Annotated in this window: 13 protein-coding genes; 2 read left to right on the plus strand and 11 right to left on the minus strand. The window is 47.1% G+C overall.

From position 1 onward, the window contains the following. Positions 1-109 precede the first annotated feature (109 nt). The 5 genes from AB0L18_RS20580 to AB0L18_RS20600 all read right to left on the minus strand — a co-directional run bounded on the left by AB0L18_RS20580 (position 110) and on the right by AB0L18_RS20600 (position 11990). On the minus strand, positions 110-709 hold the full coding sequence (locus AB0L18_RS20580; protein ID WP_367389208.1) for a leucine-rich repeat domain-containing protein: 600 nt from the start codon (positions 707-709) through the stop codon (positions 110-112). A 123-nt stretch (positions 710-832) separates the two neighbouring features. Then, a complete protein-coding gene (locus tag AB0L18_RS20585) occupies positions 833-1504 on the minus strand; it encodes a T9SS type A sorting domain-containing protein (RefSeq protein WP_367389209.1) in 672 nt (223 codons plus the stop codon). Positions 1505-1572: 68 nt separating this feature from the next. After that, positions 1573-3495 carry a tail fiber domain-containing protein gene (locus AB0L18_RS20590; RefSeq protein WP_367389210.1) on the minus strand — a complete coding sequence of 641 codons (1923 nt, stop codon included), beginning with the start codon at positions 3493-3495 and terminating at the stop codon, positions 1573-1575. A gap of 176 nt (positions 3496-3671) precedes the next feature. Then, entirely contained in the window at positions 3672-6755 is a 3084-nt protein-coding gene (locus AB0L18_RS20595) for a CRTAC1 family protein (RefSeq protein WP_367389211.1), read from the minus strand. Positions 6756-7016: 261 nt separating this feature from the next. Beyond that, the gene (locus AB0L18_RS20600; RefSeq protein WP_367389212.1) at positions 7017-11990 is read right to left on the minus strand and encodes a hypothetical protein; all 4974 of its coding nucleotides are present in this window, start codon (positions 11988-11990) and stop codon (positions 7017-7019) included. Between the two features lie 406 nt (positions 11991-12396). Between AB0L18_RS20600 and metK the strand changes: the two genes are divergently transcribed. After that, positions 12397-13650, plus strand: a complete 1254-nt coding sequence (gene metK, locus AB0L18_RS20605) for a methionine adenosyltransferase (protein WP_367389213.1) — start codon at positions 12397-12399, stop codon at positions 13648-13650. A gap of 222 nt (positions 13651-13872) precedes the next feature. On the opposite strand, the gene AB0L18_RS20610 is transcribed toward metK, so the two are convergent. From AB0L18_RS20610 to AB0L18_RS20625, 4 genes are all read right to left on the minus strand, one after another. Beyond that, positions 13873-14370, minus strand: coding sequence for a GNAT family N-acetyltransferase (locus AB0L18_RS20610; RefSeq protein WP_367389214.1), 498 nt, complete (start codon positions 14368-14370; stop codon positions 13873-13875). A gap of 9 nt (positions 14371-14379) precedes the next feature. Next, positions 14380-15927 carry a T9SS type A sorting domain-containing protein gene (locus AB0L18_RS20615; protein ID WP_367389215.1) on the minus strand — a complete coding sequence of 516 codons (1548 nt, stop codon included), beginning with the start codon at positions 15925-15927 and terminating at the stop codon, positions 14380-14382. An 11-nt stretch (positions 15928-15938) separates the two neighbouring features. Then, on the minus strand, positions 15939-17417 hold the full coding sequence (locus tag AB0L18_RS20620) for a T9SS type A sorting domain-containing protein (RefSeq protein ID WP_367389216.1): 1479 nt from the start codon (positions 17415-17417) through the stop codon (positions 15939-15941). Positions 17418-17549: 132 nt separating this feature from the next. Then, positions 17550-19076 carry a T9SS type A sorting domain-containing protein gene (locus AB0L18_RS20625; RefSeq protein WP_367389217.1) on the minus strand — a complete coding sequence of 509 codons (1527 nt, stop codon included), beginning with the start codon at positions 19074-19076 and terminating at the stop codon, positions 17550-17552. 200 nt (positions 19077-19276) lie between these two features. Here AB0L18_RS20625 and mdh point away from each other — a divergent pair, with 200 nt between their 5' ends. After that, positions 19277-20206: a malate dehydrogenase gene (mdh, locus tag AB0L18_RS20630; RefSeq protein WP_367389218.1), complete on the plus strand. Its 930-nt coding sequence runs from the start codon at positions 19277-19279 to the stop codon at positions 20204-20206. A 137-nt stretch (positions 20207-20343) separates the two neighbouring features. Here the strand turns inward: mdh and AB0L18_RS20635 are convergent, their stop codons facing one another. Together AB0L18_RS20635 and AB0L18_RS20640 are read right to left on the minus strand one after the other, a co-directional pair. Continuing rightward, positions 20344-20874, minus strand: a complete 531-nt coding sequence (locus AB0L18_RS20635) for a DUF6794 domain-containing protein (protein ID WP_367389219.1) — start codon at positions 20872-20874, stop codon at positions 20344-20346. Positions 20875-21180: 306 nt separating this feature from the next. Next, positions 21181-22251, minus strand: coding sequence for a 3-oxoacyl-ACP synthase III family protein (locus tag AB0L18_RS20640; protein ID WP_367389220.1), 1071 nt, complete (start codon positions 22249-22251; stop codon positions 21181-21183). Between the last annotated feature and the right edge of the window lie 35 nt (positions 22252-22286).

Genomic DNA, 22286 nt, shown 5'->3' on the forward strand with positions numbered 1-22286 from the left:
AAATTCTCTCAAAGCTACCCAATTATGCCAGTATAAACAATTATTTAAGCTGTTGAATTTAAAATGTTTTAAATGAACATTTTATACTATATCATCTCAGGCGATAGATTTATCTGCGACTTCCTTTTTCCAACCTTAGTGTAGTGGCTTTTTCGACCCTGGAGATTTCACGCTCGGATAGGTGCTCATTAGGGAGAGCAAGGATTTGCCGAAGGTTTGGCTGGTGTTCTCGGCTTAGTCCATGAAGTGATTTGAGCGGGTTTTTAAAACAAGAGAATTCTATTAATTGACGTAAATGAGCCACTTCATCAATGGAATTAATTTGATTTTTGTGGATGTACAATTTCTCTAAATTTTTCATTTTTTCTATTCCTGAAAGCGTCTGTATTTGATTGTTGTAGACTACTAATTGTTTGAGCTGACTTAAGTCTGCGATCTCCTGCAAACTCTTGATTTCATGATGAATGACAAAAAGTAATTTGAGACTTGAAAAGCCTTTTAAACCGCTAAGGTTGGTCAGTTCAAACCCCATGTTGGGGTTCTCTGCACCAGGGCTGGCAAACCTGAGTACGGGCATTGTCCACAAATCTAGAATTTCCGGTTCGGTAGGGTGGTGAATAGATCGGGTCAGGAAAACCACTTGGCTAAAAGCCAGTTGCCACTGCTCTTCCAGTTGCTTCCACCATTGCAGGGGGGATTGAGCTATCATGCTTAATAATAATTCAGGGGTATCAAATAAGGTACAAAATAAGCAAGCCGCTCCCGAAATCGGAAGCGGCTTGGCTTTTTTATACGATACTATTCTAAATGCTTTTTAAAAAGCACGTAGATATTATTTAGTTACGACCATGATACGAGAGTCGACAATATTGCCTTCCACATAGAGGGTATAAACGTAGTTACCGGTACCAAGTGTTTGAGTGTCAACCCGCAGGTTACTGAGGCCCATTTCCTGAATTTCGTAAGTCTGAAGAACAATACCCTTCAAATCCGAGATTTCTACCCGCGCATCCGTCATGTTTTCTGGCACGAAGTAACGAATAGTAGAATTGTCTACTACTGGATTGGGAGCATTCTGTAGCAAGTAAGCATCAGTGGCGTCGAGGTTAGAAGACTCGCAACAGCGGTTGAGACTTTTGCGGATCACTTCATTTTCACGGCGAAGTTCTTCGTTAGCCGTCACTAAAACTTCCATTTGAGCTGCCAAAACATTCAGTTTTTCTACGACCTGGCGAGGCGAAGAAGAAACATGAAGCTCTTCACGTAGCGTTTCCAAGTCATTAGGAAATACTAGGTTTTCTCCTTGACTGTTATTTACATGACCAGGAACGTCAAGGTCACTTCCCTTAAAAACATTCGTTGCTGCAGGAGCATCAGCTTTTTCAGCAACTTGGTTTGGCTTTGCTTCTTTATCGCGGCCATTGTTAAACACAGCATCTTGTGCCCAGGAAACCTGAAGCGAAAGGCTAGCCACCAGCAGCATCAATAATTTTATATTTTTCATTTTATTAATTGCATTTGATCATTAAAAAATCAGAGATTCTTCTAAAAGATATTCACCAATGGGTGATCCTAGCGATCTTCTGAAACGTTTTGGTTTTGAGCAGCAGCTGACTTATCTGTAGCCTGGGCTTGAAGAATTTTAGCCAGAGCAGCAACTTCCTGACGTAGTTGAGCTACTTCATTCAATTGAGCTTCCAGTTCTTCAATGCGCTTGTCCTGGTTGTCAATGATGGATTGCTGCTCTTGAACCGCATTGATCAGTAGGTAGGTCAGCGGTGTACCGTCTACAAAAAGGTAGCCTTCTTCACTTCCTTCGGTTACTTTAACAGTATATGGAGCAACTTCCTGGATTTCCTGGGCAATTAAACCAATGAATTCCTGATCTGTAGGCATATTCATTTTACCATTGTAGTGGTAACGCACTGGACGAATAGCCATTACTTTAGCCAAGCCATCTTCGAAGTCTTTGATGTCAGTCTTTAAGCGACGATCCGAAGGAGCAGCCCAAACACCACCATTAGGCTTGACGGCATCATCTGTGCTCAATTCCAGCATGTGGTTAGGAGTATCAGTGCCAATACCTACTCTCTTCGTAACAGCATCAACTTTCATCGCTATCACTCCTGCCGCATCGCGAAAAGTTGCCTGACTGGTAAGGAAATACCTTGCATTTCCTCTTACTACCAAGTTGTCGTTGACCGTCATTGCGCCTCCGGTAAAGTCAGATTTACCAACCACTTCCAAGGCATTATTACCAGTAGGTGCTATGTTGATAGCTAGATTGCCTGCTTTTACATAGACATCGCCATTTTCTACTTGGAGAGCATTGTTTCCAGGATTCTGTGTTCCTAGTCCAATATCGCCTTGAGCATCTATAAATAATGCATCGTCAGGTGCACCTGGCTTGATTTTGAATGGCAAATTAGAACCATTCGTTACGTCACGAACAAAGAAGTTCGTTTCATTACCAGCAACATCCCAAACTTGAGGCGTAAAACCATCGGAGCCATCTTGGTCTAGTCGCATGGTAGGCGTGTTGCCTTCTACCATGTGTAAATCTACTACCGGTTGAGAGGTTTTGATACCTACATCACCGTCAGCTTCTACGTAGAGGGCATTAGCAGGTGCACCTGCCTCTACGGTGAAGGGACGACGGCCTGCGGTCGCGTCTTCCACACCAAAGTAGCTAGCACCACCATTGTCAGAATCGTTAATAACAATTCGCCAATCATTGGCAGGGAAACTGCCAGAGTTACTCGTATCATCGAAATGAATACGCAGGTTGTTCTCCATAAGGCGTTCGGTATCAGCACCAAAGTTAGGTGCATTAGGGCAGTCGAAACCTACGCAAATGCTACCCTGAACAACTACATCTTGGGTAAAAACCTGTACGTCTTCCTCTGCGACCAGAGAGTTGTCCATCGTTTGTGCGTAAAGATCCGTTTCAAAGTAGTTCACCGAAGCATAGATGGCATCAGAAGAACGGAAATCTGTACGCTTACCAAACATGGTCGGCGGAGGCATATCACCTTCGTGACGATTAGGTGCTACAAATTTACCATTCTGGACGCCGAAGTTGATGGAATAAACATCAAGACTGGCAGGCAGTTGATGATCCAGGAGGTACTTGTTGATAGCATCCGTATCTCCTTTCTGGCGCATTTCCATCATGTTCTGCTTGTCCTCCTCAGAAAGTTGAAAAACAGGGGTAATGGTCAATTTGTAAGAACCATTAACAAAGGCTGTACCATCAGATTTTTGTGGCGTCAAACGAATTTCAGCGGCATCAGCAACCTCAAATTTCGTATGGTAATCACTAGGACCGGAAATCTCTACCTGATAAGCACTGGCAGCGGTTTCGTTCATGGTCAACTGGGTTTGCTCTGCCTGAATGTCAATGGCTTTGACGATCGGCGATTGGGCAAACATCAATTGTCCAAATAGGCAGCTTGCGAGGACTCCGAGGAGACGTAGTTTATTCGCTGTCTTCATATGGGTTAATAATTTGTGAAATGAATGATATTATTAGAATAAACGAGCTACATTATATTCACTGCTTTAATGAAAAACAGTGGTACTCGTTAAATTTATTTTTAATCGCCAGATTTGATTTAAGGGGAACCGTTATAAAAGTAGTAAGATTTTTCCATTTGAGGGGTGCTCAAATGTTATTTTTGCGTTATTTGATGGAATTTATCGATTGACAAATCACTGTGTTGTTCTTTTTGACCATCAGGCCAGATGATTTCCAGGCTAAATGTGGTCGCTTCTCCCAGTCCAAAATGCAAGGTTTTCGGATGAACAGAAAGGTAGCCATCGGTGCTGTGTACCTCGCGCCAGAGTTGCCTCCCATCGGGTAATGTTAGAATAATTTGCGCACCAATAACATCTCTATTAACACCTTTTTTCGCTGAATTTAGCCGAAAGGCAACCCAGTGAAAGTGGTTGCGCTCCGCCTGGTTGCGAAACAATTTAGCCCGCCCTTGGTACTCATTCACAATGATGTCCAAATCACCGTCTTTGTCATAATCAAAATAAGCGGCGGATCGAGAAGTACCTGAATAAGCCAGCTCTCCAGGGATTTCAGCGACTTGCAAGGTGCCTTCTGTATTCTCAAAAAGAATGTTGTGTTCTGCTGAGCTCTGGGCAAAGCGTACATCTACTTCTTCACCTTCAGGCGAAGTGTAATAAGGGTTGTTTACACCATAAACACTGTACTGGTTCATCCCCGTCAGGCAGTACAAGTCCAAGTCGGAATCATTGTCATAATCAAAGAAATCGGCATCCCAAGACCAGCCCGTTGCACTGTACCCGCGCCCGATATTTGTGGCTTGCTCAAACACCGGTATCGCATCGTTGTTTTTTTGGGAAACAAACAGGTCATTGGCTTCCACCACACGCATCGTCGCCAGCGACTTCGCGTCAAAGTGCGCCCTGGTGTCTTCGTTAGGAAGGACGTATTTGTCGTCTTTTTCCATGACCACAATGTTGGAGATGTAAAAGTCTGGCGACAAGTCGCCATTGATGTCTCCTACGCCCACGTTCATGGTGTAGCTGGGCTTGTCGGTGCCTATTTGACTGCTGATGTCCGTAAAGGTACCGTCTTGATTATTAAGGTAGTAAGAGTTGATGCCAAAGTCATTGCCGGCAATCAGGTCTTGCCAGCCATCACCATTGATGTCGGTATGACCAACCGCCTGTGTCCAGCCCTGGTTTTCTACACCAGAACCAGCAGAAGCGTCCACAAAACGGAAATTACCTAGGTTGCGAAAGAGCTTATTAGGACTGCCATTGGTATTGTGGCGTTTCAGTGTGGGTAATTCTCCTTTTAGATAATTTCCAAAGTAGCCGATATAAATATCCAACAAACCATCGCGGTCATAATCAATAACGGTTGCCGGTCCTGCAACCAATCCAGCTCCCCCAAGTTGGGCCTTGTCGGTTTGGTCAGAAAAAGTCCAGTGGCCTTCGTTTTGGTAAAGCCGATGGTTGTCGTCAGCATAGATGATTAGAATGTCTTGTTTTCCATCATTGTTAAAATCAGCAATCAAGGGCTGCCGTGGTTCGGGATAAGTACCGTCCGCGCGTTGCCAGTTGATGCCGGCCGTTGCGGTCATTGGGGTAAATGATTTTCCACCATCATTGCGGTACAGTGCACACCCTTGTCCACCGAGTAATAACAAGTCATCCCAGCCATCACCGTCGATGTCTTCTGCTGCCACACCGCTACCGCCAAAAGCAGGAGGAATAGACAATCTTGCCAAATTTTCGTCTTCTTTTACTACGTAGCCACGTATCAGTCTGCTTAACCAATCAGAATTGCGGTGTTCATAATTTACACCCAACGGCGCACTGGTTTCCACAAAAAGTTGATCATTGTTAAGGGGCACCCGGGTTTGCGCCGATGCCATCTTTGGTGCTTCTTTGCTGAGCGGAGGTAGGGACTCATACGCTTGTAAATTGGCCTGAAATTGCTGGAGTGCTTGGTTGAGGTTCGCAATGGCTAATCGTTCCTGATTATTGGCCTTGGCGTCTTCGCCAGCTTCCCGAAAGATGAGTACCGCAAATTGCGCAACGCCTTCTACCAGCATCTCCAATGCAAATGGGTTAGGCAACAATTTCAAGGCATCTCCCCGGTCTTCCAATGCAAATTTCAAGTATTGCCAGTGCAAGCCACTGTCCCTGAAAGCATCCAAATCATAGGCTTGAATAACGGTGTTGTTTTTAGGAGCCAGCCTGGGGAAATAGTCGACATCTTCAAATGGGTTCACGGTATGAGGCAAGTAATCCTGTACGGCATGGTACATGTCTTCGTAGCGGATGTTGGCGCTGCCTGCTGATTGTGCCAGGGTTTGCGCGTGCAGAAGGACTTCGCCGGAAAATGCCACCATCATTTCGGTAAAATGATTTTTCAGATCAATGGAGGCTTCGGCTTCGGATGGCCAGAGAATTTTTGAGAAGTAAACTTGCACATTGCGCAGAAAAACGGCCTGACTTATTTGGTTATAAGCCTGATAAGCCGCCAACTTTTGTTCTACCAAGGGGTAAATAAAAGTCGCTGGTTTGATGTTGGAGCCCCCAATTGTTGGGGTGATTTCCACCGGCAGCATAGGCCAATTTTCCGCAGCTTGCAGCAAATGGGCTTCCTCAATTTGCTGGCTGTTGTTGCGTCTTGCAATCTGGTCTGCTTGTTGCAAAAGCCCCAAAACAGCAATATCAATGGTCTTTTTAAAATATTCCAAAGCTTGGCCATCTAGGGGCGCCAGTTGTTTGTCCGCCATGATGCAAGATTGTTGCACTGCCAGAATCGCCCGAAAGGCATAAGCAATAGAACTGTACTGTCGATAATCACGCGCCGTAATTTGCATCTTTTGCCCACCGGGTAGTAGCAGCTCTACACCTTTTTCATCTTCCCGAAATGCCATGCGTTGAGCTACAGTGGCCTTGAAAAGTGCCAAGGGGTCTGCTCCCGGGTTGTCTTCTACGGCCTTGGTGTAGACCAACCAGATGTTTTCCACCAAAGCCTGCTGAAAATTGATCCGTGCTTTACGTGCTTCAAAGGTCAGCGGTGTGCCGTAAAGGAAATCTTCCAGGCGCGAAGCGGTTGCGTGGCACTTAGGGTCACGCGCGCTCTCCAATGCCCCCATCTCCGTGAGTACCGGAGAATAAGCAGGGAATTCCTGTGCATGGATCGAATAGCTGAAAAGGAGAATTGTAAGGGAAAAAAGGACGAGGTACTGGTGTTTTTGCATAGAAGGATGATTTTGCTTGGGATCCAATGGATAACGCATGGCAAAGTTACAATTTCTCCTTAAACTGTGGGCCAAGGATCTGCACTGTCCAATGTATTGCTCTGTAAGATCGGGTTTCAAATCAGACCTTAAGGAGCGGTGCTGTTCCCATTCCTACCTCTGTTCTGCGTCGGTTTTGCGACACGACTTAGCTACTCAAAAAAAGCGTTCTCAGACAACACGAGGTGCCCAAGAACGCTAATTCGCAAAATCCAATACTTTTTACGGGAGCAATACCATCTTTCGGGTCAAAGCCGCATCGCCGGCGGTAAGGGTGTAACTCAATACACCGCTTACTTGCCCAAGAAGCTGGGGAGTCAGCTCGATATAGTGGGCACCGGCAGCGTAGGTTCCTGTGATTTGGTAAATCACCTGTCCCTGAATGTTTTGTACCCTAAAGGTGAGATCTTCTTGCTGGTCAAGCGTAAACCTGACTTGAGTGCTTTCGTCAAAAGGATTCGGAGCGTTTTGGGCTAGCGAGAAGCCTGCATTTTTGCCACTGCTGAATTTCAATCCTAATTGCAAATGTTCTCCTGATTGATAGGCTTCCGACAGTAAATGCCGATCTTGAACCATGAGCGCATCACTGAGTAGAATATCTGCTTTCGCGCGCAAGCGGAGGGTGAAGAAATGCTGAGCCTGCTGCGTAGTTGTAGCAGCTACTCCGGTTTCGTGCCAGGAGATGAGGAGCAAGTTGTCGGAAGTAGAGGGCTGGTGGAAATTGGCTTCCTGGGCTAAATCGTATTCCAGTGCTACTAGTTCCACATGCTGAAGCGCCAGTGCCATCTGCCAGCCTTCCAGGGTAGCCAGGCTTGTGTTTTCAAAACGGATAGCATGTTCCTCACCTGCAGCGAGTAACTGGTTGTCAAATACAAAGTCAAATTGTCCACGCAAGGATCTTTCCTCTTGTGCCATCGCATTGGCTAAAGCACTATTGTTGACATCACCTATTTTTACGCCCACAAAGTTGGCTTGCACTTCTTCTTCAATGTTGTTGTGGTTGGTCACCTCAGGGAAAAATTCCGCCCACGGGTTATTGGCCTCCGGGAAGGAATAATCCGCTGGGATGAAGCGCCAACTGGTATTGTTAGGGAAACCCGTACTTATCTGAAGAACCAGCTTGCGGATTTGGATCAAATCCAGGGTGGTGATGCTTTCGGACTTGTTGACATCTGCAGCAATCATTTTGTATGGGCTGTCCAGCAAGCGAATACCCAAGATGTGCTTGCTGATTAAGACCAGGTCAAAGGTCGTGACACCATTGCTGGGGTTAGTGTTTAGGTAAGGGATGACCGACAAATCGGTGCCTATTTCAAGATTGGTAAAGGTGTACATCCCCGTTGCGGAGGTAAGGGTGCCCTGGGAGTAGTTGCCACTTACATTAACTTCTACGCCTTCAATCCCGGCAGCATTTTCCGTGGAGATCAAGCCTGCGATGGTGCCCGTCACTGCCCCACATTCGCTGTGCTCCTGTACCTGGATGTAGGTTTCACAGTAGTCATAATTTCCTTCCTCGTCGAAAGCATAGACGTACACAACGGTAGTAGCTTCGTCAGTTTGATTCAGTACCAGGCCGTTATCCGCAGGGTCAGGCGTGAAATTAGGATCAGCCTGCACGGTGCTGGCGCGGTAAATAGCATACTTATTGACTTCACGCAGTCCGTCTTCATTTTCTTCGCCTTGGCCGGTACAATCGTAGATGGCAGAATTTGCAAAATCCGAAGCCCAGATACTCATCGCACAGCCGCCATCAATTTGGGGCATGAGGGTCACGGTCAGCCCATTGATACAAATCGGAGCTGGCCCCTTTCTGTCTACCACATCAAATACAATGGTTCTACTGGTTTGATTACCACAGCCGTCGGCAAAAAGTACCCGTAAGGCATGGTAAACGTTAGGCCCCATATCCGTTGGAATGATAGGGAATTCGCCACTAAAGAGGAAGGTACCATCTTCATTATCAGTGATCAAGCTCCTTACATCTTGATCGGCCACAAACTCGTTCGACTGAATGTTGCCATCTCCGTTGGCGTCCATCGCAAAGGCATCGAGCGTCGCACTTACCAAGCTTACCGTTAGGTTACCAGCGGTATCAAATAGTTCACAGTCATCCGCCACGGAGAAGGGAATGCTTACGGGGGCGGCACAGTTGCCAAAAATATCAGCAAATTGGCCGGCTGCAAGATCAGTTGCTTCTTCGGTAGGCCCCCCAAAGTAACCTACTGCTACTGTGGGTGCAGTGGAGTCGTAGACCTTGATGAATTGGGTGTAAATATACCGTCCATAGTTAGGGAGCGTAGGGGAGGAGTTGACTAAATCAGAATCTCCGTCGCGGTCGTTGTGCTTGCGGTCAATCACCAGGCCACTGACGTTGTTGTAGCGTACCACGGGGCGTTCGTTGCCTTCTACCGATCGGTCTTGGGGCAGGTCTTCGCCATCATCTTCTGTCAGTCGTTCGAGGGTGTAACCATCGTATTCTCCGTCCCAAAGGCACCAGTTAATGACGTCATAGGTCAACGAATATTTATAACACTCGTCACCTGTTGCCGAAAAGACCACAGGGTCACTGACATTGACCGCCAGGACATCACAACCCAATGCATCGGTGATGATGGCCGGTACGATAGGGCTACCGCAATCAGCTGCTGCATCCTCGGGGAAATCGATGGTAAATTGATGGACTTCCATGATGGTGATGACCTGCTGGCAGCTGTTGGTGGAGCGGAATACCTCGTTGATGTCGATGGCGCCATTGCCGTTTACATCTCCTTGCGGGCGGAGTTGCCAGGCTTCGAAACGGCGGGTGATGGTTCCCCAGCCGCAGTCGTTGATGTTGATGTTTGGGGTTCTTTCGGCAATGGTATCAACAGCGCAATTGTCAGTGCCGCCGGCACCACCAAATATGCTCGTCATCATGATCGAAGTAGCCCTGAAATTACTCAGGTAAGCAATGCCAATATCTCCCGGAAAACTTAGCGGTAGTTCTACACAGCTGAGCATGACATCTTGAGGAGCAGTGCACTGAGGGTGGAGTTTGTCTTCCGGAGTAACTTCCAGCCAACAGGTGTTGCTGTTCTGAGAAGTGTCGGTGACCAAGAGGTGAATGGTAATGGTGTTACCGATGTCTTCACAGGAGAAATCTACGCTATCCGACCAGGTTGTATCTTCATCACGGCGGATCGCTAGTGTTACCGTACTGCAATGGTCAGAAGAGCCTTCATTAAGGTCTTCGGCACTGAGGGAGGCACTGCCAAATTCTCCATTATTGCTGTCTCCGCCACCCAAGGAGACGATCAAGGCATCCGTGCAAGAGGCGGTTGGCGCAATGCGATCTCGTACCTCAAGCAGTACATCTGAGCAGCTTTCATTCGCACATTCATCCGTAGCACAGTAGGTAAGGGTATAATCGCCTATCTGCAATTGTACCAGGGTACTTGTCGATCCACTCCAAACGTAATTTCCTTCAGAATCATTGATTTGGGCTTGAATACCCTGGATACCAGCACAGCCATTGCCGTCACTCACTGTTGGCGTTGGGACGACAACATTTGCCAGGCAACTGGCAGGAGAGGTAGAAAACTGATAATAAGTATCCGGCTCCCCATCATGATCGTAATCGGGAATGTTGTAAGTGATAACCGGGCCGGTAAAATCTCCTACATAAATGATTTGATTGTAAATAATGCTATTTCCGGGATCACACCAATCGATGATGTTCCACTCTCTACGGAAGTAATAAGTGCCAGGACAGGTGACAATGCGCGGCTCGTCGGAATAGGAAGCGCCAATGTTACAAATGCTCTGGTCGAGGTTGTAGAAATTGATGCCGGTACTTAAATAGGGGAATCCAGCATATTCGGGGGCAGGGTTGTCATCAGGGCCTCCCATAAGGCCATCCGTTGGGAATCCTTCATCACATTCCATGATAGAAGTAAAAGGAGGAAGGACAATGTCTTCAAGCGTCGGTTTACGGACGATAATCGTTTGGGTACAGTTCACCACCAAGGTAGGATCCGTACAATTGGAGTTGTACCGATCGGCGATCTGAAAATACCGGGTAATGGTCCAATCGCCGCAGTCACCAGCTTCTTCCAGCTCATCGTATACGGTTACAAGCATATCTCCGCAATTGTCCGTCACTTCCGGGAAACCGGTAAAATTCAGCTTGTTGCGAATTTCCTGCGGAATACGGTAGGGATCATTGTAATCAAGGATCAAGCTACCGTCGGCATAAAGGCTGTAAGTATAGGTGTTGGTAAGTACCACGTCTTCTACGTCCAGGCAGATGAGTTCGGCAGCCAGTTGTACTTGGGTCTTGCTCAGGTTGGTGACGCGGCCATTATTATCGGCAAAAATAGCTATGCCATAAGCTCCGGTGTCCAAAGGTTCTCGGCTGGTCCAAACCAGCGTATAGTTCCGGTTGGTTTGTAGGTTAAGACTCAATCGAAAGGAAGGGTTGATGCTTGGGACAATCGGATCGAAACCATCGACACTGCCCAAAAAAGTATTGTCGGATTGGGCAATCAAGTTTTGACAGGGGTTGTCGGGTAGAAAATCGCCTTGGTAAAGACTGAGAAGACCGTCGTAATCTGCCGCACCAATAAAGGTAAAGATGTCTGAAGAAGTTATTGTAAAGGAATGGAGGCTGTAGAAGCGATCACCAATCGCTAGTGGCGGTTCTGTTTCTTGGTAACAACTTTGTTGGGCAGGTTGGAAAAAAGGAGAATCGGCAAACAACTCTCCCCGAAAGACTTGCATATCATTGAGCAAAACAGCTTCGCCGGTACCTTCCGGGCAGATAAGTATTGGCGCCGTCTTGTCTTCTGCCAAAATATTCCCCCAACAGGTGAGAACCAGTTCGTCATTCACAAAAACATCAACGTTGTAGGTGTGAATACCACAGCCGCTGAGGTAGTTACTTTCCTGGTCATCAAGGGTAATGGAGATAGAATCTGCAGCGGCATAATTACCCGTTAAGACCATCTCTGGATTTACGAGTGCGCCACAATTTTCATCCAACGTAACGTTGACGTTGCCAATACAACCAATCTGGGCATTGACTTGTGAAAAGCCTAAAAGGCTCAAAGCCAGCAGCAAAAATGCCGACCAATAGTTAAAGTCTTGATGAAGTAGTGGGATAGAAAAAAGATTGCATTGGCTGTTAGCCAAGCGGCAGGCGTTGTGTAGTTTATTCATAAATCGTCCTTTTGAAGTCGTCTCAGTGCAATAATTCAAAACCCAGCATCGCAATGGTACCGCAAAATACCAGCAAACACAATGCTGCACCGGCCGGGCCGGCAGTGGATTAGACGATTGGACAATGTTGAAAAAAACACTAGAAGCCTAAGTTCTTAGGCGGGTGTGAACTTCTTGATAAGGGAAGTTAAAGCAAATGCAAAAAGCTTGATAAGTGTACTTTTGTAAAAATAAGGCAAGCAAATATAACTTTTTTTCTAAATACAGAAAACTTGTGAGCTTCTTTTTTTCTAACACAACATAGCTGCGCTCGAACTGTTATTGTCTGTAAATAATTTCTATTTTTGCGGCGTCTGGAACAAGGACATACCCCCCGGACCATTGTAAGCGAAGAAAATATCAGAACATGCCTTACCTCTTTACTTCTGAATCTGTTTCCGAAGGACATCCCGATAAAGTTGCAGATCAGATCTCCGACGCTTTAGTCGATCATTTCATTGCTTTTGATCCACAGTCAAAAGTTGCTTGTGAAACACTGGTAACTACCGGGCAGGTTGTGCTTGCCGGAGAAGTAAAATCCAGTGTTTACCTGGATGTGCAGCAGATTGCTCGCGACGTTATCCAACGCATCGGCTATACCAAGTCGGAGTATATGTTTGAAGCCAACAGCTGTGGTGTACTTTCGGCTATTCACGAACAGTCGCCCGACATCAACCAGGGGGTAGAACGCCAAAATCCTGAAGACCAGGGTGCTGGTGACCAGGGAATGATGTTTGGTTATGCGACCAACGAGACCGAAAACTACATGCCCCTGGCTTTAGACTTGTCGCATAAGATTCTACAGGAATTGGCGGCGATCCGCAAAGGAGGCACCGAAATGACTTACTTGCGCCCCGATAGCAAGTCGCAGGTGACCATCGAATACAGCGATGACCACCAGCCTCAGCGCATCGATTCTATCGTTGTTTCTACCCAGCACGATCCCTTCGCGGAAGACGAGAAGATGTTGGCGAAAATCCGGGAAGATGTCATCAATATCGTTGTTCCTCGTGTGAAGGCGCAGCTAAAGCCGGAATTGCAAGCACTCTTCACTGACGAGATCACTTACCATGTCAACCCAACGGGTAAGTTCGTTATTGGCGGCCCGCACGGTGACACCGGACTGACTGGCCGTAAAATCATCGTAGATACTTACGGTGGTAAAGGCGCACACGGTGGCGGTGCTTTTTCGGGCAAAGACCCTTCCAAGGTTGACCGTTCAGCAGCTTATGCTACCCGACATATTGCCAAGAATTTGGTAGCAGCGGGCGTTTGTGATGAGATTTTGGTGCAGGTGTCTTACGCTATCGGTGTAGCCAAGCCTACCAACATCTACATCAACACCTACGGCACTGCGAAAGTAAGCTTGAGCGATAGCGAGATCGCCAACAAGGTGAACAGCATCTTCGATATGCGTCCTTACGCCATCGAAAAGCGCTTGAAGCTACGTACCCCAATCTACAGTGAGACCGCCGCTTACGGCCACATGGGCCGCGACTCGGAAAAGAAAACGGTCCGCATGGTCAGTGGTTCTGGCGAAGTGAAAATGATGGAAGTAGAAACCTTCACCTGGGAGAAGCTGGATTATGTGGATCAGGTGAAAGCTGCTTTCAGCTTGTAAGTAAATGGATGCGTGGCGATGCTATCGCCACTTTGAGTATAGCGTAGAGGGATTTTCATATTGGCTCCTAATCGCTATGGTTGCATTCAAAACAGGTTATATCCTTTCGAGATTTCGGGTGGGTATAACCTGTTTTTTTATCCAGTTCTCTGCAAAACGGAATTTTGCGGACGCTGCGACGTAGGCACAGCCAAGGTCGAACGAGAAAGTTTAAGTTCAACTTCAGCCTTCCGTTGCTTGAAGGCGCGTTAGCCGGTAGACGTAACAAGGCGTTTCGTTGAAAGCTCTCTCTTCTAGAAATACGAACCCAAGCCGCTCATAAAATCTATGGGCTTTTACATTGGATTTTAAGGGGTCGATTAAAATTTCTTGTACCTCAGGATCTTGAAAACACCGTTCGATGGCGAGTTGCATGATGATGGTGCCGTATCCTTTATTCAGATTTTTTTCTTCTCCTATCCAGATATCGATGGCTCTCTTGTTTTCTTCGATGTCTCCCCAGTAATGACTCTCTTCGTGATAAGGGTCAATGATTTGCAGGAAGCCAATGGGCGTGCCATTTTTTTCTGCGATCAACTGCTCTCGCCATGGTGGGGTTCGAAGTAATTCTGTCTCCCAATTCCAATCATCATCTGGGTCGCAATCAATAACGTGTTGTTGTGCATCCCAGAAAAGAAGTATTTCGAGATCCTGAATGGTTGCTGGTCTTAGTGTTATCATTGGTGTCGCTTATTCCACCATCACCCTCATTACCTGCTGCTGACTACCACTTTGCAAGCGTAGGTAGTAGAGGCCGGCTGGTGCGTTGTTCAACTCAATTTGGTTGTTGTTTTGTCCCGAATTTAAAGACAGTGATTGGGTCCAAAGTGTTTGCCCCAGTGCATTGTGGAAGCTCAGGGTACCATTCCAGGCAGCTTTCATCTGCCAGCTTACTTGCAGGTATTGTTGGCCATCCACGGGTTGAGGATAGACGCGCCATTCCGTCATTTCGTTGATTTCGGTTGTGGCAACAGGGAAAGTGAGTTCAAAATTCTCTGTGGCTGTAAATTCGCTGCAGGTATGGTAATTATTGAAGGCACGTACGCGCCAAAAGTAGGTACGATCTTCGGAAAGTTCATCGACAATCAGACTGTTGCCGGACGTAAGGTAGTTGTCTGTCAGTGCAGAAGGGAAGCTACTCAAGCGACTTACCTGCACCAGATATTGGGTGGCATTGGGCACTGCTGACCAGGTCAGTTCTGCGGCAAAATTCTGTTGGATTTCTCCACCAATTGGACTGATGAGGGTAGCTGTTTGTTCTACGGGAGCGAGCGCCGGATCAGCGGAAATCCATTGCGAACGCTGGTCGTAGAGAAAGGCACGCATGGCAGACTGCTGTTCCTCGCTGAAGCGATTTTGACAGGCGTCATTAGCGTAGTTCATGATTAGAGAACCATCAGACTGGAAGGCTACATCCGCGGGATCATGTTGAACCGTTCCGCTTACGCCATTGCCGTTACAATTCCAGCGGCTGGCCAGGTAATCCGGTGGTGTGTCACAAAAGCCGTCGGCGGCGATGGTGCAATTGCTGCCGTCAACCAATTCCACGAAAGTGGTATCAATGATCATGGTATCCAGGATGAGGGTATCCTGAAAATAGGTATAATCATAAGTGACTTGCGCCGGAGCCGGATCACTGAAATTGTGGTCTACGCTGCCGTCCCAGCTTACACCACCTTCCCAACCTAAAAAGGGGTGAGGCAAGCTCAGTCCGTGCCCCACTTCGTGCGACCAGGTGATGTCATTAGGCCCTGAACAACTGATCGCGTTGGCAATACCCGCATAAGGAAGATTGTAGCCACAATTGCCCGCCGGATCGCTAACGAAATAGGTGTTGAGGGTATTGGGAACATTGTATTCAAACATCATCTGGCCTCCTTCCAGCACGGAGCTATGCTGGTAGTAAGCAGAGTTGTTGTGGTATAAAATATCGCCCGCAAGAAAAAACTGGATACCGGCCGGTTCGTAGGATTCGTTGAGCAGGCAAAAGGCATCAAGCAAGTTCTTTTCAGAATAATAGCCAGTGCCACTGTCCGTGCCGAGGAGGTGGACGGTCATGGCCACATAAATAGTAGTATCTCCTCCTTTGCTGAAGTGCTCGGGATGAGCCTGGTACTGTTTCAACCACTTGGATCGTCCTTGCTGATTGGCACAGAAGTTTTCTGGAGAGAAATCAGATTGCGCCAGCATTGAAAAGGATAAAACCAATGATAATATCCACAGGTATAAAGCCTTCATAATCAAATGTATTAATTGACCATCAATTTATGAACCGATTGCCGACCGTCAAGTTGCAATTGAATAAAGTACAAACCAGCAGGGAGGCCCGAGATATCCAACACTTGTTCCTGCGTTCCTGTACTGGTCTGGAAACTACCTGTTTGTTGCAAGCTACCCCTACTATCGATCAGTTGCCAATTGGCCAGGGTGTTAGTCGTCGTTTGTATGCGCAGGCTTACCTGGCCTGTTGAGGAGGGGTTGGGTGAAATCTGGAAGGATTCTCCGGGCAAGCGTTCTTGGGTAGCAGTGGTGATACCCGTTTCAAAACTTGAAGAGGAAGTGAAATCACTACAGGTATTGTACCAATTGAAAGGCTTGATTCGCCAGTAATGAGTACGGTTGGGCTGTAAGCCACTGATCTGAATACTTGGTCCTTCAACAATCTGCTCCTCGAAGATGATGCTGAAAAAGTTGAAAGGATTCACCTGGACGATATAATGGGTAGCACCGGGGATGGCTTCCCAGGTCAAGGTGACGGGGTCGCCCTCTGCCAGTACACCGCTTGCCGGAACGAGGAGATTGATTTCGTCTTGCGCTGAAATAGTGATGTCTTCCACGGCAGGAGGGAGGGTGATCAGGTTGGTACGCACCTCCTCGATATTGGCCCGCATGGCTGCGATTTGATCGTCAGAAAATGTGCTTTTGCAAGCAGCGTTTGAATAAGACATGTACAGCGTTCCATCAGAGACGAAGGTGGCTCCGTTGGGGTCTGTTTGTACGGTGCTAGAGAAGCCATCGGCATTACAATTCCAACGGTAGTTGAGGTAGTCTGGCGCGGTATCGCAAAAGCCATCGCCAGCATTGGTGCAATTGCTACCATCTACTTTTTCTACTTGCCAGCCTTCCCAGGATAAAGGAGCAGGGGAGCTGTAGTTGTGGGTCTCGCCTTCCCAACCATAGAAAGGGTGGGGGAGTGACAGAAAGTGGCCTACTTCATGAGCCCAGGTATGGTCGTTGGGTCCAGTACAACCTTTGGCTAGTGCAATTCCGTCTACACCAGGAAAGAAATAGCCACAGTTGCCCGCTGGATCTTCAACGATGTAGCAATTGATCACATTGGGAAAGTTGTTTTGTGCCATCATATCGTAGCCGCCATCAAACTCATGTTGGTAATAGCCGGAATTATCGATATAATTGATGGGGTTGGCCAGGAAGAATTGGATATTGGCCTGCGCAAAATCTTCGTTGAGCGTGCAGAACGCTTGAAAAACAGCTTTGGTAGACATGTAGCCCGTCCCTTGATCAGTGCCCACCATGTGTACCTGAAGCGGCAAATACAGCACATCATCGGTGCGAGAAGAACTGTGTATCCTGTTTTGGAAATCCCTCAACCAGGGGCTGACGCCAATCCGGGTGCCACAAGGAGCTGGTTCCTGGTTCTGACTATTTAGGGGAGATAGCACTCCAAGCAAGAGCGCTAATGCAAAGACTTTGTAGATAATTTGCATACGGTCATGAATTGATTGGTCTTTTACAAGGCAAATTCATGAATTTGACCTGTAAAAATGCCATTTGGGCTAAAAACAGACTGCCCTCTTCCGTGGTTTTGGAAGAGGGCAGTTTTGGTAAGTTGGCTGACCTTAATTGGCCACTACTATTTTTTGGGTAAGTCTACCTTCCGTAGTCGTTATCTGTAAAAGATAGATGCCATTGGTGAGGCGATCAATACCGAGACTCAATTGCTGAGCACCAGCTGCGAAGTCGTATTGGCGCTGTACACCCGTTGGGCGGCCAGTGATGTCCAATACTTCAATCATCCCGTTGAAAGCCTCCTGGCTGCTGAGCCTGATCTGTAGCTCACTTTGGCCTACAACAGGGTTCGGAGAAACGGTAAATTCTTCTACAAAAGCAGGCGTTTCAACATTGGTTGCACCGGTTCCCGTACGGAAAGAAACCAGGCTGCTAATTGGCGCACAGCCAGACATTGCATTGAAAGGACGAACGCGCCAATAATAGTTGCGATTAGGGTCTAGTTCCGTAATGACCTTGCTGTTGCCGTAAACGACCAGACGGATAGGATCAATCGAGAAAGTGGCTACGCGGTCAATTTCCAGGAAGTATGCGGTAGCTCCTGGTACTGCCTCCCATTGGAAGTTGACGTAATTGTAAGCATCCGTAACTTCATCATTAATGGGGTAGTTCGCTGTTGTACCTTCGGTAATCACAGGTACATTAGGCACAGGATCCAGGCGCAGGTAATTGCGAGAAAAAGAGTTCAAGTCTTGCTGAACAGCTTCGTTTTGTTGAACGGAAAAATAGTAATCTTCATCTGGGCAACTCAGGAAGTAGCTCATGTAGTTGCGCTCGTCAGGGTCAATTACATTACCTTGAGGATCGAGTACGTTGAGGGTGAAATTGCAGTTGTTCCAACCCAGTCCATTGTTGTAATCAGGAGGTGTATCACAAATGAAGTCTCCTGAAGTTTCACAATTAGAACCATTGGCCCGCTCGGTAGCAGGGCTTCCGCAAGATGGCGAAGTTGGTGCAGATACATCTTCGGTGTTGTAACCACCGCATTCCCATCCATTGAAGGTATGCATCAGGGAAAAGAAGTGACCAATTTCGTGGCTTAGGGTAGCATCATTGTCACGGATGTAGGTTTTGGTTATCACAATCCAATCACGTGGGATGCTGTAATAAGCCAAAGTAACGCCATCACCAGGGTTGTTGCCCGTATTAGCGCTTTCGACAATGAATACATTCAAAGCCCGTGGATCCTTCTGGATGGCCATCACACTATTTTGGGTAGCACTGTGATTTTCGTAGAAAGCCGTATTGTTGATGAAGTTAATATTGCCACCGGCCAGAAAAAACTGGATGTCATAGGGCGCGAAATCTTCATTCAATTCACATAATTGGTCAAGTACTTTGTTGACACTAATGCGTCCGGTGCCGTCATTTTTCGCACCTACGTGAAAGCGAATCGGTACAAAAGATACGTCACGAGCGGTGACTGTTCCTTCGGCAGCAGCCCTTAAATTATGGAGCAAGCGGCTTTTTTGTAGTTCAAACCCTTCGCTATCAGGATGGGTGCCACACAAATGCTGGGCCGAGAGGCTAAGACTACCTATGCTAAGGAAGCCAACAAGAATAAGAAGTAGACGCATATGGTAAATAATTTACTTTTACTAAACTGAATGCAAAAATAGAAAAATATCTAGCAGACTCTACGTTGTACAAAGCCAAATGTTTGGTCTTTGGTTGAACAAAGCGCAAAAAAAACGCTATGTTTGCCGCGCAAACAACAAACCTTCGGCTAAATTGTAAGATTATTAATAAATGGCCGAAAAAACCAATAAATCAAAACATGAGTAAAGTAACCGTAGTTGGTGCCGGTAATGTTGGAGCTACCTGCGCAAACGTTTTAGCCCACAAAGACCTCGTAAAAGAAATAGTTCTGCTGGATATTGTCGGTGATACCGCCCGTGGTAAAGCCCTTGATACCTGGCAACAAGCTCCTATTGATTACTACAGCACCCGCCTGATGGGTACCGATGATTATGCTGATACAGCTAATTCTGATATTGTAGTGATTACTGCAGGTATTCCACGTAAGCCAGGAATGAGCCGTGACGATCTAATTTCGACCAACGCAAAGATCGTACAGAGCGTAACCAAGTCGATCATGGAGTATTCTCCTAACCCGATCATTATCATTGTCTCTAACCCATTGGACGTGATGACGTACGCTGCCCATGTTGCTTCTGGCTTGGATCGCAGTCGCGTTTTCGGGATGGCTGGTATTTTGGATACTGCTCGTTACCGGGCCTTCCTTTCTACCGCGCTTGACGTTTCTCCAAAAGATATTCAGGCCCTTCTGTTGGGTGGCCACGGTGATACCATGGTACCTCTGCCTCGCTACACCACAGTGGCAGGTATTCCGGTAACGGAACTAATTGATGCGGAAAGCCTTGATGCAATTGTTGAGCGGACCAAGTCGGGTGGTGGTGAACTCGTGAAACTGATGGGTACTTCTGCCTGGTATGCGCCTGGCGCAGCAGCAGCTCAAATGGTAGAAGCCATCGTTCGTGACGAAAAACGTATTTTCCCTTGTTGTACGCTCCTCAATGGAGAATACGGGCAAAACGATGTTTACCTTGGTGTGCCTGTGAAGTTAGGTGCCAATGGTATCGAACAACTACTGGAAATTCAGCTTAATGAAGATGAGCAGGCCTTGATGGATACCTCCTCTTCTCACGTAAAAGCCGTAATGGACGTTTACGATAGCTTGAAGTAATAGACTTGTTTTCAGTCGGAATGAAGATGTGGGAAGTCGGAAGTATTTACTGCATTAGCGGAGAAAAATACTTCCGGCTTCCCATTTTCGTACACCCCCTATTATTTCCGACTTCCGACTTCCGACTTCCCAATTCCCTAATTCCCCCCAGGAATAGAATCCAGAATTCTGCTTTCCTGGTGGATGATTTCACCTCCCTCTAATATTCTCTGCTGTTCCTGCTCGCGGCGTAGCTTCAACAACCCTTCCACAACTGGGCGAGGGTCAAGATTTTTTTTGTTGAGATGGCGGTGATACATGACCAACAAAAAACGGGTCATGTCGTCGGGGTGGTACAGGTTAAGTTGGTTTAAATAGGCCGTCAGGCGTGATCCTCCATAAAAGCCCCAGTTGTGTGACATCCAGCGGCCAAGTCCGAAGAAAGGTTTGGTAGCAGCTTCTTGTTCACTAAGGCGGCGGAAATTTTCTCTACCAGAAGTTTCTGAAAGTTGGTTGAGTTGGTTAAAGACCTCTCCTAAATCTTTGGGGATATAGACCTCAAAAAGCCTTTCCTGCCGGACCCGCCACTCGTAAGAAGACTCGTACTGTTCTTCCGTGGCCGCCGGGTCTCCTTGCGCAGAAATAGCCAGCGATAACAGACTCAATAAACTAAAAAGTAGGGTACGCATGAACTAGGTGATTTTGGTTCGTGCTAAAAACGAAATTCTCCGAGGAATCGTATGTTAAATTCGGAAGTGGGCAGGTAAGCGTGGGGATGAACCGTATTTTAAATTCGGAGTTCGGAAGTGAGAAGTCGGAAGTGTTTTTCACTTGTAAGTGGCTTGCTTTCTTTTGGTAGCAAATAGATGGGGTACTAACAAGCTCTAAGATTTGTAAATCTGATTTGGAGAACTATAGATGCTGGTGAAACATGTCTTCCCGTATCCGCGTACCTCGTTACTTCCGACTTCCCACTTCCCACTTCCGACTTCAACCTACCATCTAATCAATGCCGAACCCCAGGTAAATCCACTGCCAAAAGCAGCCAGACAAACCAAGTCGCCTCGTTTTACGGCACCTGCTTGTACGGCTTCTGCCAGAGCGATAGGGATCGAAGCAGCGGTGGTATTGCCGTATTTCTGGATGTTGTTCCAGACCTGATGATCTCCTAGGCGTAGCGTTTTTTGTACAAACTGGGCAATGCGCAAGTTGGCCTGATGCGGGATGAGCATGTCAATGTCTTTGGTCGTCAATCCTACGGCGGTGAGCGCTTCGTGGATGACTTCGGGGAATTTCCTTACGGCTAACTTGAACACAAATTGGCCCTCCATATTAGGATAATATTGCCCTGTTTCTAGCATGTGTGGCGTGATGAACATTTCCCCGTACTGGCTAGAATCCGGATAGCCATAATCATATTCTTCGCCGGCTTGCTCGTGGTGATAGCCGCCATGTGCTCCGGGATTGATGAAGGCCAGTTTTTCTGCGTACGTACCGTCACTGTGAAGCTTGGTGGTCAGGATACCCTGATTTTTGTCTTCCGTAGGCTGTAGGAGTACCGCTCCGGCACCATCACCAAAAATGACCGTCACGTTGCGGCCACGGGTGCTGAAATCCAAGCCCATGGAGTGCATTTCCGCACCTACCAGGAGGATGTTTTTGTACATACCCGTTTTGATGAATTGATCAGCAATTGAAAGGCCGTAAACAAAACCAGAACACTGGTTGCGGATATCCAGCGCGCCAATTTCGGTATTGGTGATCCCCAACTCTCTTTGCAATAAAACGCCACAGCCAGGGAAGTAGTAATCCGGACTTAATGTTGCGAAGATGATAAAATCAACCTCTTCCTTATCAACACCGGCATCAGCAAGTGCGCGAATGGCCGCTTTAGCACCCAGCGTGGTAGTGGTTTCTTTATGTTTGGTAGCATATCGCCGCTCTTCGATTCCTGTACGCTCTCTGATCCATTCGTCATTGGTATCCATGACTTTTGCCAGATCATCGTTGGTAATAATATTGTCAGGAACGTGGTAGCCGATACCGGCAATTTTTGCATTTAGCATAATACTTACTAATTTGGTGATACTAACCCATCTGT

Source organism: Lewinella sp. LCG006 (assembly GCF_040784935.1).
GTDB lineage: Bacteria > Bacteroidota > Bacteroidia > Chitinophagales > Saprospiraceae > Lewinella.

Excerpts from the sequence above, each read along its gene's own strand:
- AB0L18_RS20580 (WP_367389208.1), bottom strand. The coding sequence starts at position 709 with ATGATAGCTCAATCCCCCCTGCAATGGTGGAAGCAACTGGAAGAGCAG.
- AB0L18_RS20585 (WP_367389209.1), bottom strand. The coding sequence starts at position 1,504 with ATGAAAAATATAAAATTATTGATGCTGCTGGTGGCTAGCCTTTCGCTT.
- AB0L18_RS20590 (WP_367389210.1), bottom strand. The coding sequence starts at position 3,495 with ATGAAGACAGCGAATAAACTACGTCTCCTCGGAGTCCTCGCAAGCTGC.
- AB0L18_RS20595 (WP_367389211.1), bottom strand. The coding sequence starts at position 6,755 with ATGCAAAAACACCAGTACCTCGTCCTTTTTTCCCTTACAATTCTCCTT.
- AB0L18_RS20600 (WP_367389212.1), bottom strand. The coding sequence starts at position 11,990 with ATGAATAAACTACACAACGCCTGCCGCTTGGCTAACAGCCAATGCAAT.
- metK (WP_367389213.1), top strand. The coding sequence starts at position 12,397 with ATGCCTTACCTCTTTACTTCTGAATCTGTTTCCGAAGGACATCCCGAT.
- AB0L18_RS20610 (WP_367389214.1), bottom strand. The coding sequence starts at position 14,370 with ATGATAACACTAAGACCAGCAACCATTCAGGATCTCGAAATACTTCTT.
- AB0L18_RS20615 (WP_367389215.1), bottom strand. The coding sequence starts at position 15,927 with ATGAAGGCTTTATACCTGTGGATATTATCATTGGTTTTATCCTTTTCA.
- AB0L18_RS20620 (WP_367389216.1), bottom strand. The coding sequence starts at position 17,417 with ATGCAAATTATCTACAAAGTCTTTGCATTAGCGCTCTTGCTTGGAGTG.
- AB0L18_RS20625 (WP_367389217.1), bottom strand. The coding sequence starts at position 19,076 with ATGCGTCTACTTCTTATTCTTGTTGGCTTCCTTAGCATAGGTAGTCTT.
- mdh (WP_367389218.1), top strand. The coding sequence starts at position 19,277 with ATGAGTAAAGTAACCGTAGTTGGTGCCGGTAATGTTGGAGCTACCTGC.
- AB0L18_RS20635 (WP_367389219.1), bottom strand. The coding sequence starts at position 20,874 with ATGCGTACCCTACTTTTTAGTTTATTGAGTCTGTTATCGCTGGCTATT.
- AB0L18_RS20640 (WP_367389220.1), bottom strand. The coding sequence starts at position 22,251 with ATGCTAAATGCAAAAATTGCCGGTATCGGCTACCACGTTCCTGACAAT.